The organism is Methylorubrum suomiense (genome assembly GCF_022179765.1).
Classification (GTDB): Bacteria; Pseudomonadota; Alphaproteobacteria; order Rhizobiales; family Beijerinckiaceae; genus Methylobacterium; species Methylobacterium suomiense.
This window is the reverse complement of record NZ_BPRE01000001.1, coordinates 579,819-594,527: the sequence shown is the minus strand read 5'-3', so window position 1 is coordinate 594,527 and position 14,709 is coordinate 579,819. Positions and strand designations below refer to the sequence as shown.

Annotated in this window: 15 protein-coding genes; 5 read left to right on the top strand and 10 right to left on the bottom strand. The window is 69.5% G+C overall.

Annotated elements, in window-relative coordinates; genetic code table 11:
• The first annotated feature begins 51 nt into the window (after positions 1-51).
• Positions 52-846, top strand: coding sequence for a hypothetical protein (locus tag MFF26_RS02860; protein ID WP_137830452.1), 795 nt, complete (start codon positions 52-54; stop codon positions 844-846).
• A gap of 180 nt (positions 847-1,026) precedes the next feature.
• A complete protein-coding gene (upp, locus tag MFF26_RS02855) occupies positions 1,027-1,677 on the top strand; it encodes a uracil phosphoribosyltransferase (protein WP_137830453.1) in 651 nt (216 codons plus the stop codon).
• A gap of 154 nt (positions 1,678-1,831) precedes the next feature.
• Here the strand turns inward: upp and MFF26_RS02850 are convergent, their stop codons facing one another.
• The 10 genes from MFF26_RS02850 to MFF26_RS02805 form a co-directional block, all read right to left on the bottom strand.
• On the bottom strand, positions 1,832-2,713 hold the full coding sequence (locus MFF26_RS02850; RefSeq protein ID WP_137830472.1) for a 3-hydroxybutyryl-CoA dehydrogenase: 882 nt from the start codon (positions 2,711-2,713) through the stop codon (positions 1,832-1,834).
• A gap of 150 nt (positions 2,714-2,863) precedes the next feature.
• Positions 2,864-3,817 carry an electron transfer flavoprotein subunit alpha/FixB family protein gene (locus tag MFF26_RS02845; RefSeq protein WP_137830454.1) on the bottom strand — a complete coding sequence of 318 codons (954 nt, stop codon included), beginning with the start codon at positions 3,815-3,817 and terminating at the stop codon, positions 2,864-2,866.
• An 88-nt stretch (positions 3,818-3,905) separates the two neighbouring features.
• Positions 3,906-4,655 (bottom strand): electron transfer flavoprotein subunit beta/FixA family protein, encoded by a 750-nt coding sequence (locus MFF26_RS02840; RefSeq protein ID WP_137830455.1) that lies wholly within the window; start codon positions 4,653-4,655, stop codon positions 3,906-3,908.
• Between the two features lie 164 nt (positions 4,656-4,819).
• Positions 4,820-5,392 carry a cob(I)yrinic acid a,c-diamide adenosyltransferase gene (locus MFF26_RS02835; RefSeq protein WP_137830456.1) on the bottom strand — a complete coding sequence of 191 codons (573 nt, stop codon included), beginning with the start codon at positions 5,390-5,392 and terminating at the stop codon, positions 4,820-4,822.
• 154 nt (positions 5,393-5,546) lie between these two features.
• A complete protein-coding gene (locus MFF26_RS02830) occupies positions 5,547-6,188 on the bottom strand; it encodes an acyloxyacyl hydrolase (RefSeq protein WP_373324333.1) in 642 nt (213 codons plus the stop codon).
• 176 nt (positions 6,189-6,364) lie between these two features.
• Positions 6,365-6,550, bottom strand: a complete 186-nt coding sequence (locus MFF26_RS02825) for a twin transmembrane helix small protein (RefSeq protein WP_137830457.1) — start codon at positions 6,548-6,550, stop codon at positions 6,365-6,367.
• Between the two features lie 73 nt (positions 6,551-6,623).
• Positions 6,624-9,365: a TIGR02302 family protein gene (locus MFF26_RS02820; protein WP_137830458.1), complete on the bottom strand. Its 2,742-nt coding sequence runs from the start codon at positions 9,363-9,365 to the stop codon at positions 6,624-6,626.
• 128 nt (positions 9,366-9,493) lie between these two features.
• A complete protein-coding gene (gene lysA, locus MFF26_RS02815; RefSeq protein ID WP_137830459.1) occupies positions 9,494-10,762 on the bottom strand; it encodes a diaminopimelate decarboxylase in 1,269 nt (422 codons plus the stop codon).
• Positions 10,763-10,982: 220 nt separating this feature from the next.
• Positions 10,983-11,330, bottom strand: coding sequence for a hypothetical protein (locus MFF26_RS02810; protein ID WP_137830460.1), 348 nt, complete (start codon positions 11,328-11,330; stop codon positions 10,983-10,985).
• Positions 11,331-11,453: 123 nt separating this feature from the next.
• Complete coding sequence (locus MFF26_RS02805) at positions 11,454-12,875, bottom strand: alpha,alpha-trehalose-phosphate synthase (UDP-forming) (RefSeq protein ID WP_137830461.1); 1,422 nt, start codon at positions 12,873-12,875, stop codon at positions 11,454-11,456.
• A 474-nt stretch (positions 12,876-13,349) separates the two neighbouring features.
• Here MFF26_RS02805 and MFF26_RS02800 point away from each other — a divergent pair, with 474 nt between their 5' ends.
• Genes MFF26_RS02800 through MFF26_RS02790 form a run of 3 tightly spaced genes read left to right on the top strand, consistent with a single transcriptional unit; the run spans position 13,350 to position 14,640 of the window.
• On the top strand, positions 13,350-13,832 hold the full coding sequence (locus tag MFF26_RS02800; protein ID WP_137830462.1) for a hypothetical protein: 483 nt from the start codon (positions 13,350-13,352) through the stop codon (positions 13,830-13,832).
• A gap of 17 nt (positions 13,833-13,849) precedes the next feature.
• The gene (locus MFF26_RS02795; protein ID WP_137830463.1) at positions 13,850-14,260 is read left to right on the top strand and encodes a phage holin family protein; all 411 of its coding nucleotides are present in this window, start codon (positions 13,850-13,852) and stop codon (positions 14,258-14,260) included.
• A complete protein-coding gene (locus MFF26_RS02790) occupies positions 14,257-14,640 on the top strand; it encodes a DUF3618 domain-containing protein (protein ID WP_137830464.1) in 384 nt (127 codons plus the stop codon). The genes MFF26_RS02795 and MFF26_RS02790 overlap by 4 nt, the downstream gene beginning before the upstream one ends.
• The last annotated feature ends 69 nt before the right edge of the window (positions 14,641-14,709 follow it).

Sequence of the window (14,709 nt, the reverse complement as noted above, 5' to 3'; positions counted from 1 at the left end):
AGCAATCAAATTGAGATGACGCTTGCCGTCCGATTCGCGGAGGGAGCGTCCATGTCCGATCCGAGATTGCCGTCCGAAATGGACGATTACATGCGGTCGCTCGGCTGGGGCGAGCATCACGATCAATGGCATTACGAGCAGCGCTACGATTTCTGGCGGCATCTGGCGGCACGCGGCGATGCCGGTGCCGCGCAGGTCGTCGCTTACGGTGACGCCAAGGGCTGGAAGCGCGCGGCGCATCAGGAAGGAGCCCCCGGCCACGGGTTGCACTTCCTGGCCATGCACCGGGCGATGTTTCAGCTCCTGGCGGAGCGGTTCCCGCAGCACCGCCCGTATCTCGCCGGATGGCCGACGCCGCCCCAGGATCCGGCCGACCGGGACGATCCGGTGCCCGGCGGCGTGCCGTTCGCTCCTGAGAAGGCCCAGGGCATCGTCGTGGTCGAGACCCAGCCATCCCGGTTCGCCACGGATGACGACTTCGCCCTCTTCCTCGAAACGGATCTCCGGCCGACCCCCACCGATCCGACGAACCGGACCCCGGACCGGCAAGCCGGCCTGCACAACTGGCTCCACAACCGCTGGACCGATCCCGACAGCCCGGTCAATCTCGGCGACCCGACGGTGAACATCTTCAACGCCCGGTTCTGGCGGCTGCACGGCTGGATCGATCGGATGTGGTCGGCCTACCGGACCGCGCGGGGCGCCTCCGACGACGAGCCGCGCTACCGGGAGCTGCTGGACAGCTACCGGCACATGATGGCGCATGGCGGTCATCACGGCATGGCGATGGCCGGAGCGGCCGCCGCACCGCGCCCCGAGCGGCTGCGCCGCGCCTTCTCCGATTGAACATCCTGCCGGCATCCGGCCACCGGCGGATGCGGTCTCAAGATCGGACGCCTCGCCCTGGATACGCTCGGCGAGCGAGACCGCCCGATCACGTTGCTCACGGATAACCCCGCGCGCCATCTCGGCTTCGCGGGGGCTTCATGGCATCGTGAGCGCCGAGGCCGGAACGGGAGCGGAGATATGCAGGCAGGCGGCGGCGGAGCGGCTGCGGTCACGGTGGTCGATCATCCGCTCGTCCAGCACAAGCTGACGATGATGCGCGACCGCGACCGCTCGACGAAGGGATTCCGCGAGCTCCTCAACGAGATCGGCATGCTGCTGGCCTACGAGGTGACCCGCGATCTGCCGCTGGAGGCGATCTCGATCGAGACGCCGCTCCAGCGCATGGAGGGCCGCCAGATCGCCGGCAAGAAGCTCGTCCTCGCTCCGATCCTGCGCGCGGGCGTCGGCTTCCTCGACGGAATGCTCTCGCTGATGCCCTCGGCCCGCGTCGCCCATATCGGGCTCTACCGCGATCCGGACACGCTCCAGGCGGTCGAGTATTACTTCAAGAGCCCGTCCGACCTCGCCGATCGAACCGTGCTGGTGCTCGATCCGATGCTGGCCACCGCCAACTCGGCGGTGGCGGCGGTGGAACGGCTGAAGAGCCGGGGGGCGAAGGATCTGCGCTTCGTCTGCCTGCTGGCCGCCCCCGAGGGGATCGCCCGGTTCCAGGAGGCGCATCCGGACGTGCCGGTCTGGACGGCGGCGATCGACAGCCATCTCAACGACCACGGCTACATCGTGCCGGGCCTCGGCGATGCGGGCGACCGGATGTACGGCACGCGTTAGAAAAAAGACCTAACCCACCGCGCAGACCGTGCGGCAGCACCGTGTGGCCCGGCGCGAAGAGCGCCGCGCGCAGCGGCCTCGGCGTCAGCCGAGGCGTCGAGCGGAGTGAACACCCTGAGGCCGAGGACGCGGCCGCCGGCGCTTGAGGCCCAACTTATCGCGTCGGGATCGGCGTCTCGCCGCGGTAATCGTAGAAGCCGCGCTTGGTCTTGCGACCGAGCCAGCCGGCCTCGACATATTTCACCAGCAGCGGGCAGGGGCGGTACTTCGAATCCGCCAGACCCTCGTAGAGCACCTGCATCACCGACAGGCAGGTATCGAGGCCGATGAAATCGGCGAGCTGCAGCGGGCCCATCGGGTGGTTGGCGCCGAGCTTCATCGCCGTGTCGATCGACTCGACCGAGCCCACGCCCTCGTAGAGCGTGTAGATCGCCTCGTTGATCATCGGCAGCAGGATGCGGTTGACGATGAAGGCCGGGAAATCCTCCGACATCGTCGAGGTTTTGCCGAGCTTGCCGATGAAGGCCTTGGCCGACTCGTAGGTCGGATCCTCCGTGGCGATGCCGCGGATCAGCTCCACGAGCTGCATCACCGGCACCGGGTTCATGAAGTGGATGCCGATGAAGCGGTCCGGCCGGTCGGTGGAAGCGGCGAGCCGGGTGATCGAGATCGAGGAGGTGTTGGTCGCCACCAGGGCGTCGGGCTTGAGCGACGGACAGAGATCTTGGAAGATCTTGCGCTTGGTCGCCTCGTCCTCGGTCGCCGCCTCGATCACCAGATCGCAGGGGCCGAGATCCGCATAGGCGCGGGCCACGCCGATCCGCTCCAGGGCGGTGCGGCGCTGGTCCTCGCTGAGGCTGCCCTTCTGCACTTGGCGGGCGAGGTTCGCCTCGATCTGCGCGAGGCCGGCATCGAGCCGGTCGGCATCGCGGTCGTTCAGCCGGACGTCGAGGCCCGAGGCCGCGCAGACATGCGCGATGCCGGTCCCCATCTGGCCGGCACCGATGATGCCGACCGTCTTGATCTCGATGCCCATACCCGTCTCGCGTCTCACCTGCTGCGGCATCGCCGGGCGAACCGCCTGTATACCATGCGGCACTGCAACAAATGCGTCAAACCGGCTGTTCACCGAATCCGTACGGGTGTTGTCCGCGCCCGCCGGGGCAGGCGCGGAAACGCGCGACCTTTAGCGGTCCTTCGCCTTGGCGATCTCGGCCTGCAATTCCGGCACGACCTGGAACAGGTCGCCGACGAGACCGTAATCCGCCACCTGGAAGATCGGCGCGTCCTCGTCCTTGTTGACCGCGACGATGACCTTCGAATCCTTCATGCCGGCCAGATGCTGGATCGCGCCGGAGATGCCGACGGCGACGTAGAGGTCGGGGGCGACCACCTTGCCGGTCTGGCCGACCTGCCAATCGTTGGGGGCGTAACCCGCATCGACCGCCGCGCGGGAGGCGCCGACCGCGGCGCCGAGGGCGTCGGCCAGCGGCTCGATCAGTTCCTTGAACTTGTCTGCCGAGCCGAGCGAACGGCCGCCGGAGACGATGAACTTGGCCGAGGCCAGTTCCGGCCGATCGGACTTGGCGATCTCTTCGGATTTGTAGGCGGCGCCGAGCGCGTCGGGGGTCGCGGCCGAAACCGCTTCGACGGCCGCCGCCGCGCCGCCCTCTTCCGTCGCCTTGAAGGCGGCGGTGCGCACGGTGATGACCTTCTTGCCCGCGCCCGCCTGCACGGTCTGGATCGCGTTGCCGGCATAGATCGGCCGCTCGAAGGTATCGGGCGAGACGACCTTGATGATGTCGGAGACCTGGGCGACGTCGAGCAGGGCGGCGACGCGCGGCAGGGTGTTCTTGCCGGTCGTGGTGGCGGCGGCGACGATCGCGTCGTAGCCGTCGGCGAGCGAGACGATCAGCGCCGCATTGGTCTCGGCGAGGTCGTGATCGTAGGCGCCGTCCTCGGCATTGAGGACCTTCTCGATCCCGTCGAGCTTGGCCGCGGCCTCCGCCGCCGCCTTGGAGCCGGCACCGGCGACGAGGGCGTGGATGGGGGCGCCGAGCGCCTTGGCGGCGGTGAGGGCCTTGAGGGTGCCGTCCTTGATCTTGCCGTCGGCGTGCTCGACGTAGAGGAGCGTGGTCATCGGAAGGACTTTCGGAAGAGGGGAGGGGGCGCCGCTCGACCCGGAGGGAGCGGCGCGTGAATCGCGGGGACGATCGGAAGATGCCGGATCAGAAGACCCCCGCCTCGACCTTGAGCTTCTGAACGAGCTCGGCGGCGGAGCCGACCTTGACGCCCGCCGAGCGGCCCGGCGGCTCGGCGACCTTCACCACGGTCAGCTTCGGGCTGACATCGATGCCGAGCGCGTCGGGCGCCAGTTCCTCCAGCGGCTTCTTCTTCGCCTTCATGATGTTGGGCAGCGAGGCGTAGCGCGGCTCGTTGAGGCGCAGATCGGTGGTGACGATCGCCGGCAGCTTGAGCGCCACCGTCTGCAGACCGCCATCGACTTCACGGGTCACGTCGATCGTGCCCTCGCCGAACTCCACCTTGAACGCGAAGGTGCCCTGGGGCCAGCCGAGCAGGGCCGCGAGCATCTGGCCGGTCTGGTTGGAATCGTCGTCGATCGCCTGCTTGCCGAGGATGACGAGTTCCGGATTCTCCTTGGCGACCACCGCCTTGAGGATCTTGGCGACGGCCAGGGGCTCGCAATTCACGTCGGTCTTCACCAGGATCGCCCGGTCGGCACCCATGGCCAGCGCCGTGCGCAGGGTCTCCTGCGCCTGCTGCGGTCCGATCGAGACGGCGACGATCTCGGTGGCCTTGCCCTTCTCCTTCAGGCGGATCGCCTCCTCGACGGCGATCTCGTCGAAGGGGTTCATCGACATCTTCACGTTGGCGAGTTCCACGCCCGACCCGTCGGCCTTGACGCGGATCTTCACGTTGTAGTCGACGACCCGCTTGACGGGCACGAGAACCTTCATGGCAGTCGCTTTCCTCCGCGCCGTCGGATGGCCAACCGGGCGCTCATGAGGCGGCCGCGTCTGGCTCGACGGCAATCAGATCTTGATTGTCAGGGCGGCGGGACCGTAGCGAGGCGATTTCCCGCTTGTCAACGCGCCTTATGGGCAGCGTGGTCCTGCGAAAATCAGCGGTTCTGGCCCGGCACCCAGAGCACGTCGTCGGCCCCGTCGCGATTGGCCGCCCGCCCGGCGACGAACAGGAAGTCCGACAACCGGTTGAGGTATTGCAACGCTTCCGGCGAGATCGCCTCGCTCTCGTTGGCGGACAAGGCCACCACCAGGCGCTCGGCCCGTCGGCAGACCGTGCGGGCGAGGTGGAGCGCGGCGGAGGCCGGAGAGCCGCCGGGCAGCACGAAGGATTTCAGCGGCGGAATGTGGGCGTTGAGCGCGTCGATCTCGGCTTCGAGGCGCTGCACTTGGGCGGCCACCACCCGCAGGGGCTCGTAGCCAAGGGGCTCTTCGCTCGGCGGGGTCGCGAGGTCGGCGCCGAGATCGAACAGGTCGTTCTGGACCCGCGCCAGCATCGCGTCGAGGGCCGGCTCGGCGTGCAGCCGGGCCAGTCCGACGCAGGCATTGGTCTCGTCGACGGTGCCGTAGGCCTCGACCCGCAGATCCGCCTTCGAGCGGCGCTCACCGTTGGCGAGCCCTGTCGTCCCCTTGTCGCCGGTGCGGGTGTAGATGCGGTTCAGCTTGACCACGACGTCCCTCCCCACGGGCACGAAAAACCCGCCGGGCGATGGTGTTTCGCGCGCGGCGGGTCTTTGCAAGCGGGAAAACCGCGACCTCTGCGCCGATCGGGCGCTGGAAGCCGAGTACGATGAATGCCCCGCGCAGGCGGTCCCGGGACCGCGATCAGAACGTGTAGCCGACCTTGCCGCCGAAATTGGTCAGGCCGCGGTTGTCGCCGCACAGGCCCGCATTCGACATGTGCTCGACGGTGGCCATCACGCTCCATTGCGGGGTGATGCGGAAGCCGAGCGCGGCGGCCTCCCGGAAGAGGGGATTGCAGCCCAGCGTGTTGAAGCCGTAGGGCGTTTCCCCCTTCGGCCCGACATAGCCGTTATGGGCGGCGCCACCGAAGAAGCCTTCGATGAAGACGCGGCGTCCCAGCGTCTCGGGGAAGAGATCGACCGTCCAGGTGCCGCCGAGATAGGCGTAGCTGGTGCGCCCGCCGGTGTTGTAGCTGCCGCCGACGGTCGGACGCGGCACGAAGGCCTGCCAGAACGGATCGAGGCTGACGACCGGCTTGGCGAACAGGATCTCGCCGTTGACGTTGGCGGTGCTGAAGCCCGGCAGCTTGCCTTCGGCGCTTCCCGGATCCTGCACCGAGCCGCCGATGCGGATCTCGGACACGAAGCTGTAGGGCTGCACCGGCGCGGCGTAGGGCATCGGCGCGGGCGCCCGGGCGCCGCCGAGATCGGCAGCCTGCACGGCCGTGACGGCCAGCGCACCGGCCGCGAGCAGGGCCGTCGTCCGGGCAAGGGGAAACATCATCGGCGGTACATCCATTAGAACCGCTCTCGAATACCACGCGGCCCCGGACCCATCCCGCGGATTCATCCATCGATTACGCTTTGCTTCGGCGGTGGGGCGCGCGCGCCACACTCGGCGGCGGGCAGCCGTGCCGGACGTTGTCGCCCGCGCGTCGCTTCACGCAGGGCGGGTACAGATCAGGCGGTGCGCCACCAGACCACGCCCATGATGACGATGATGGCCACGAATTGCAGGAGCACGCGCAACCGCATCAGCTTCTGCGAGAGGTTGGCGCTCCCGCCGCGCATCATGTTGACGAGGCCGAACAGGAGGACGGCGGCCACCGCGAGGCAGGCGAGGAGAACGAGCTGATTGGCGGACATGGTGTGCGTTTCGTTCCGGTAGGAGCCTGGGCGCGCCGCGCGGGCTCATAGGGGTTGCGCGAGGGCCTGCCGCTCAGTTGCGGCGCAGCAGGCGCTCGAAATAGTCGAGTTCCTCTTGCGGGCGCGAGGGGTCGCCGAGCTTGCGCCGCAACTCCTCCATGATCCGGCGGGCGCGCTGCACCGCCGATTCGTCGGCGGTCGGCACCCGCACCCGGCCGTCGGAGATGTCGCGCCCGCGGGTCGGGCGGCCGAGCGGATCGTCGTCGGCGGCGCCGGGGCGGCCCTGCTGGCTGGATTGCTGGCCCTCGCCCTCACCCTGGCCTTCGCCCTCGGCCATCTGCTGCATCTGCTTCTGCATGCCCTCGGCGCCGCGCTTCAACCCGTCGAGGGCGCGACCCTGGGCATCGACCGCGTCGCCGCTGCGGCCCTGGCCGAGGGCGTCCTCGGCCTCGCGCATGGCATCCTCGGCATCGGCGAGGCCCTCCTCACCCTGGAGGCCCTGCTGCTTCATCCGGTCCTTGAGATCCTGAAGCTGCTCGCGCAGGCCCTGCTGGCGCTGGCCCATGCTCTGGCCCTGCTGCCCCTTCTGGCCCTGGCCCTTCTGACCTTGCCCCTGCTGCCCCTGTTCGCCGGGCTGGTTCTGGCCCTGCTGTCCCTGTTGTTGCTGGCCGCGCTGCCCCTGCTGGCCCTGAGGCTGGCCGTTCTGCTGTTGCTGCTGGCCCTGCCGCTGGCGCTGACCGGGGCGGGGGCGCTCCTGGCCCTGCTGCCCATCCTTGTAGGTCTCGTCGCGCAGGTCCTGCTGGTCGCGCGACATCTGGTCGAGCTCGTCGAGCTGCCGATTCATCTCCGCCATGCCGTCGCCGGACTTCTGGCCCTGGTTCTCGGCGCTCTGGAGATTCTCGAGGGTGTTGCGCAGCTGTTCGAGCAGGCGCTGGGCCTCGGCCGTGTCGCCGCGCTGCATCGCGTCTTGCATGTCCTTCAGCATCTTCTCCAGATCGTCGGGGGTGACGGTCTTGGCGCCCTGCTGCTGCTGGCGCTGCTGACGCTCGGATTGCTGCTGGCGGTTCTGCGGATTCTGCCGCTGGCGCTCGGCGAATTCCTTCATGAACTTGTCGAGGGCCTGCTTCAGATCCTCGGTGAGCTTCTTGACCTCCTCGTCGGGGGCGCCGCGCTCGATCGCTTCCTTCAGCCGGTCCTGGGCGGCGCGCAGCGCCTTCTCGGCATCGGACAGGTCCCCGTCCTCGATCTTGAGGGCCATTTCCCACAGCAGGTCGGCGACGCCGATCAGGTCGTCATCGGTCTGGGCTGTGCGCAGGCGCTTGGCCGCAGTGGTGAGGCCGAGGAAGATCGCGGGTTCCGGCGTGAACTGGTCGGGCGCGATCAGGAGCGCGTCCAGAGCCGTCTGGACGCGCTTGCGGTCGGTATCCGGCGCGGTGACGAGGCGGCGCCGCTCCTCCGCCAGGGAACGGGCGAGCGCCTTGCCGAAGGGGCGCGCCGGGAGCGTCGTCTCGGCGGGCTGCGTCCGGCCTTCCTGCCCGGCCTCGTCGCGCACCACGAGCGTCAGCCGCACGCGGGCCCCGGACCACGGATTGTCGGTGAGGTCGACGAGGGTCTTGGTGTCGTGCTCGCCGGTGGCGTCGGCGGGCAGGGCGAGGGCGATCTTCGGCACCGGCACGAGCGAGCGGCCGGGCTTCAGCGGTTCGACCAGCCCCTCGGCGGAGGCGATGCCGTAATCGTCCTTGGCCCGATAGGTCAGGGAGAAGGTGCCGCGCCCGTTCACCTCCAGCCCGCCGACCTGGCTGACCTCGGGCGCAAGATCGGGAATCGTCTCGACGACGAGGCGCTGGGGCTCGGAGCCGGAGGCGGCGATGCCGAGTTCGGCCGTGCCGCCAATGAGGCGGAAGCGCTCCTCGCGCAGCGAGGTCCGGGCTTCGGCCGCTTGGCCAGTCCCTTGGCTCAGGGCGCGGCGCGGGGCGGGCCTGTCGGTGCCCGCCTCCTTCTCGACCGGGACCAAGGCGGCATTCGGGGTCAGCTGCGCTTCACCCTGGCCGGCGATACGCACGATCAGGGTCGAATTCACCGGCGCGCGCAGGCGCTGAACCGCGTCCTTGCCGCCGGACATGGCAACGATCAGCGGCGGCACCCGCGTGTAGATCGGCGGATCGATCCAGCCGTCGACCCGGAAGCTGGGGGCGGCGGCCGGGGGCTCGCGCCAGTCGAAGGCGGCCGCCACACGACCGCGCCATTCCGGACCGGCGACGAACAGGGCCGCGAGCGTCGCGACCAGGGCGCCGGCCCGCAGCGCCCGGGGATCGTGCCGGGGCATGTCGGGCCGCGGTCGGCCGACGCGCAGCCGCGCCACGGCGGCGGCGGCCCGCGACTGGTGCAGGGCCCAGAGCGCCCGGGTCGCCGGATCGGTCCCGCCGACGGCGAGCGTGTCCTCGATCGCCGAGGCGGGATCGTGGGCGAGCCGGCTTCCGCTTCCGCCGGTCCGGGCAGCCTCCCGGTCGATCCGGGTCAGCGCCTCGCGCCGGCTCGGCCGCGCGATGCGCAGCAGCGGCACGAAGGCGGCGAGGGCGAGCAGCGCGAACAGGCCGAGCCCGATCATGCGCCAGACCGGCGACAGATCGAGCCAGAGGCCGAGCCAGGAGACGGTGAGGAACAGGAGCCCGACACCCAGCGGGCGCCACAGCACCGGCCAGACGCGTTCCCACAGGCCCGCCGCCCGTGCGCCGGCCACGAGCCGGTCGAGGCGCCGCCGCGCGTCGCCGTGCTGCGGCCCGGCCTCAGGGCTCGTCCGTTGCGCCTCGGTCATCGTGATCGGTCGCGGCTCCCGCATCGTCGGTCGGAAGCTAGCATGGTGGCGGGCCGGCACCATCGGGTCAAATCCGCCCAGCCGCGCTTGGCCGCCACGGCGTCCCTCCCCCTCCGCAAGGGAGGGTTTTACCCCAGCCAGTCGGGCATTCTGTCGAGGCGGATCAGATCCTCGTAGCTCGGCCGCGGGCGCACCACCGCCGAGCGGTCTCCCCTCACCAGCACCTCGGGCACGAGGCGGCGGCTGTTGTAGGTGCCGGCCTGGACCGCGCCGTAGGCCCCCGCGCTCATGACGGCGATCAGGTCGCCGGCCCGGACCTCGGGCATCTCGCGGGCCAGCGCGAGGTAATCGCCGGTCTCGCAGACCGGGCCGACCACGTCGGCGGTGATGCGGGGGGCATCGGGCGCGGCCCCGACGACCGGGCGCAGGCCGTGGAACGCCTCGTAGAGGGTCGGGCGGATCAGGTCGTTCATCGCCGCATCGACGATGACGAAGGTCTTGGCCTCGGTCGGCTTCACGTAGACCACGCGGGTGACGAGGATGCCGGCATTGCCGGCGATCATCCGGCCGATCTCGAAGACCGGGCGCAGGCCCAGGGGCTGGAATTGCGGGCGCAGGATCGCCGCCAAAGCCGCCGGGTCCGGCGGCGGGGCATTGTCGTCGCGGTAGGGGATGCCGAGGCCGCCGCCGAAATCGACGTGATGCAGCGCGTGCCCGTCGGCGAGCAGGGCGCCGGCCAGTTCGCAGAGGCGGCGCGCCGCGCTCGCGAAGGGGGCGAGATCGGTGATCTGGCTACCGATATGGGTGTCGACGCCGACGAGTTGCAGCCCCGGCATCCGGGCGGCGCGGGCATAGACTTCGCGGGCGCGGGTGATCGGGATGCCGAACTTGTTCTCGGACTTGCCGGTCGAGATCTTGGCATGCGTCAGCGCGTCGACGTCGGGATTGACCCGGATCGAGACCGGCGCGCGCTCGCCCCGTGAGGCGGCGACCTCGGACAGGGCCGCCAGTTCCGGCTCACTCTCGACGTTGAAGCAGAGGATGCCGGCCTCCAGGGCCGCGGCCATCTCCTCCTTCGTCTTGCCGACGCCAGAGAAGACGATGCGCTCCCCCGGAACGCCCGCGGCGAGGGCGCGGCGCAGCTCGCCCTCGGAGACGATGTCCATGCCGGCTCCCCGGCGGGCCAGGGTCGCGAGCACCGCTTGGTTGGAGTTCGCCTTCATGGCGAAGCACACCAGCGCGTCGTCGCCGGCGAAGGCATCGGCGAAGACACGGTAATGCCGCTCCAGCGTCGCGGTGCTGTAGCAGTAGAACGGGGTGCCGACCTCCGCGGCGAGCGCGGTCAGATCGACATCCTCCGCGTGGAGGCGTCCGTCGCGGTAATGGAAATGGTGCATGGCAGGCTTTGTAAGGGCCGCGCGGCGCTCCGGGAGGCCCCCGGCGCATCGCTGTCGCCCGCGTCTTTAGAGCACGATGCGGAAAAGTGGAATCCGGTTTTCCGGAATCATCGTGCGACCGCAAAGAGATAGAGCGTGCCGCTGTTTCCGTGGAAATGCAGCGCGCGCTCCCTCGGAGGCGCCACCCGAAAGTGGTTCGTCGCCCGGCGATCCGCCGCGATCAGAGGATCGCGTCGAGGATGAACGGTTCCTTCGGCACCCGGTAGCCGCGCTTGGCACCGCGGGAGGTGGTGACCGGCACGCCGTCGGCGGCCGGCGGAATCGCCGCGGGGCTCAGCTCGTCGCCGGCCTGCACGGCGTCCGGATCGGGTGCAGCGGCCCGGTCGCCGACGCCGACGCTGGTGGTCGGCAGGGCCCGCGGCGAGGCCAGCGTGCCCGGTCGCGCGGCGGCCGGAGCGACATTCGCCGAGGCGGTGCCGGGAGGCTCCAGCCCACCACGGCGCCCGCAGGCGGTGCAGGCGAGCGCGACGAGGCCGATCGCGATCAGGGCGGACAGACGGGAGGACATCGGCAGTTCCGGCACAGGTTTCGGCGACAGCTTAGCCGTTGCCGGCCCGCCGCGCGAGCCCGGCAGGGCCACAGGTCTGCCGAACGCGGCAAGCGCGGCCGGATCAGGAACCGAAGGCGGTCGCTACTCGGCGGCGGCTGCCGCCTTCGGCGGTTCGCGCTCGACGGTGCGGAAGGATTCGAGCTCGGCCATGAAGCTGCGGGCCCACCAATCCACGTCCTCGCGCAGCATGCGCTCGGCCATCGGCTTCCAGCGCTCCAGCCGCTCGGCCCGGGGCATGTAGAGCGCCTGCCGGATCGCCTCCGCCACCTCGAAGCGGTCGTAGGGATTGACCAGGAGCGCCTCGGGCAGCTGGCGCGCCGCGCCGGCGAACTTGGACAGGACGAGGACGCCCGGATCTTCCTCGCTCTGCGCGACGACGTATTCCTTGGCCACCAAGTTCATCCCGTCGCGCATCGGCGTGACGAGCCCGACCCGGGCGGCACGGTAGAGGCCGGCGAGCACCGGGCGGGGATAGGCCTTGGTGACGTACTGGATCGGCGTCCAGGCCGGCTCGCCGAGCGTCCCGTTGATGTCGCCGACCTTCTCGTTCACCTCGCGGGAGAGCTGCTCGTATTCCGGCACCTCGCTGCGGGATTTCGGCGTGATCTGGATGTAAACGACGTTGCCGCGCTGATCGGGGTTCGAGGCGAAGAAGCGATCCACCGCCTCCATGCGCTCGGGCACGCCCTTCGAGTAATCGAGCCGGTCGACGCCGATGAGAAGCTTGCGGGTGCGCAGACCCGCCATGGTCTCGCGCACGACCTTGTTGGAACCGGCCCGATCCGCCGCCTCCTTGAAACCGGCCACGTCGATGCCGATCGGGAAGGAGCGGATGCGGGTGCGGCGCCCATCGACCATCAGGGCGCCGCCGCCCAGCGGGATCCCCCGCATCGTGTCGATGAAATTGCGCGAGAGGTTCTGGACGTCCGCGTCGGTCTGGAGGCCGATCAGATCGTAATCGGCCATGGCGCGCAGCAACTCGTTGCTCGCCGGCAGCGTGTTGAACACGTCCGCCGCGGGCCACGGGATGTGGTGGAAGTAGCCGATCGGGTTGGCGATGCCCTGGCCGCGCAATTCACTCGCGAGCGGCAGCAGGTGATAGTCGTGCACCCAGATCAGATCGTCCGGCTCGACGAGCTTGGCGAGCGCACGGGCGAAGTTCTGGTTGACGCGCTGATAGCCGGCGTAATCCGAGCGCGAGAAGGTGCCCAGGCCGATGCGGTAATGCATGATCGGCCACAGGGCCCGGTTGGCGAACCCGGCATAATACTCGCGGTGATCCTGGGGCGAGAGGTCGAGCACGGCATACTGGATCGGACCGCGGTCGATCAGCTCCGGTTCGGAGCTCGCATCCTCGCAGATATTGCCGCTCCAGCCGAACCAGAGGCCCTCGTAGGAGGAGAACGCCTCCTTGACCGCCACGGCGAGGCCGCCGGCGGAGACCGCGTCTTTGCCCTCGGCGGGCACGGCGACGCGATTCGAGACGATGATCAGACGTGCCACGAACCCGGCTCCGGTCCTCGTTGCAGCGGATGCAGGGAATGCGCCCGCCTGTAGAGTCTTAAACGTCCGTGGGAAAACGCGCGGAACCCTCGCGTGATCCGTCGTGGCGCAGCCAAGCGCATCACCTCCCGCCGGTCAAGCGAGCAGAACGGGTTCCGACGCTCTGCCGCATGACCGGAGCGGAGGTTCGGCCCCCCCGTCACCGATCCGACACGGGACGGCAACGAATCAGCCATACGTTGCGCCGCGCGCCCCGTCACAAGCGCTGGCACAAGTCTTTGCACGGTCCCGCGCATGACCACAGACGGCGCTCCTCCCAGAGCGATGCATCGTCACCCGCCCACCGAAGCGCAACGGGATGTCTGGAAGGGGAACCCCGCCGCAGGGCCATTGGTTCTCCGGCCGAATCCTATTGCGGCCGTCGCACCCGGCGCCGGTCGCTCTTTCCGCTTCTTCGTTGCAGGAGTTGAGACCATGACTGCCTCCGCGTCACCGGATCCCGTCGGCGGGGCCGATCCCGCCGCCCGCCAAGCCGATCTGAAGGATCTGCGCCACGACGTCGAGGATACGGCTCATGTGGCCGTCGAGCGCGGCCGGGGCCTCGCGGCCGCCGCCCGCCAGCAGGCCTTGGATTACGTCGACCAGCGCAAGGGCGAAGCCGCCCGCTCTGTCGGCGATCTCGCGAAGTCCGTGCGCGATTCCGGGCAGACCTTCGAGGATCGCCCTAATATCCGCGCCTTCTTCGACAGCGCCGCCGACGGTCTCGATGACCTCGCCGGCTCGATCGAGCGGCGCGGCCTCGATGACTTCTACGCCGAGGCCGAGGCCTTCGCCCGGCGCTCGCCGGTGACGACGGCGGTGGCGACCTTTGCGGCGGGCTTCCTGTTGGCCCGCTTCGTCAAGGCATCGGGCCAGACCGAGCGCAGCGACCGGTACGACGACGGCTATCGGGCCTGAGGACGGAGACGACCACGATGGCAAGTCCTCCCCCCCCACCGCCGCCCTCGTCCTCGATCCAGGCTTTGATCGCGGACGCCCTGCGCGAGGCGAGCGAACTCGCCGGTAAGGAGATCGCGCTCTTCCGCTCCGAGATGACGAGCAATGTCCGCTCGCTGTTCGTCGGTCTCGGCATGATGGTCTTCGCCGCGGTGTTCGCGGTGACCGCGATGCTGGTGCTGATCGGCGCATTGGTGAAATACGTCGCGACCCTCGTGAACTCGGAATGGCTCGCCGCTCTCCTCGTCGGCGGCGTACTGCTCCTCATCGCGGTGATCCTCGGCATCGTCGGCGCCCGGGCGATGTCGCTCTCCAATCTTGCTCCGACCCGGACCACGCGGCAGGTCCGGCAGGATGCCCGCGCGCTGACGGAAAGGGTTTCGGGATGAGCGAATCGATCTCGGATCTCGAAAAGGACATCGAGCAGCGCCGCGCCCGGCTCGACGAAACGATCGACCGCATCCAGGGGCGCCTCAACGCGTCGAGCCTCGTCGACGAGATGCTCGGTTCGGCCCGGCGTACGCCCTATAGCGGCTTCTACGACGAGGCCCTCGACACGGTTCGGCGCAATCCTGTGCCGGTGCTGCTGATCGCGGCGGGCGTCGGTCTCCTCCTCAATGGGATGCGCAACGGCCGCCAGCGGGCGAGCCGCGCCGTGGTCCCGGTGGAGATCAAGCCCGTCACCGTGACCGGTGCCGACCGCACCTACGATCCCGACGCTCCGGCCGGGAGGCCTCCGCACGACCTGTCCGGCGAGCGACAGATCTGACCCCCGACCCCGCTTGAGCCCGCCTGCGGCGCCGGGATCGACCCCGCGCCGCCGCACCGCCCGAAATCG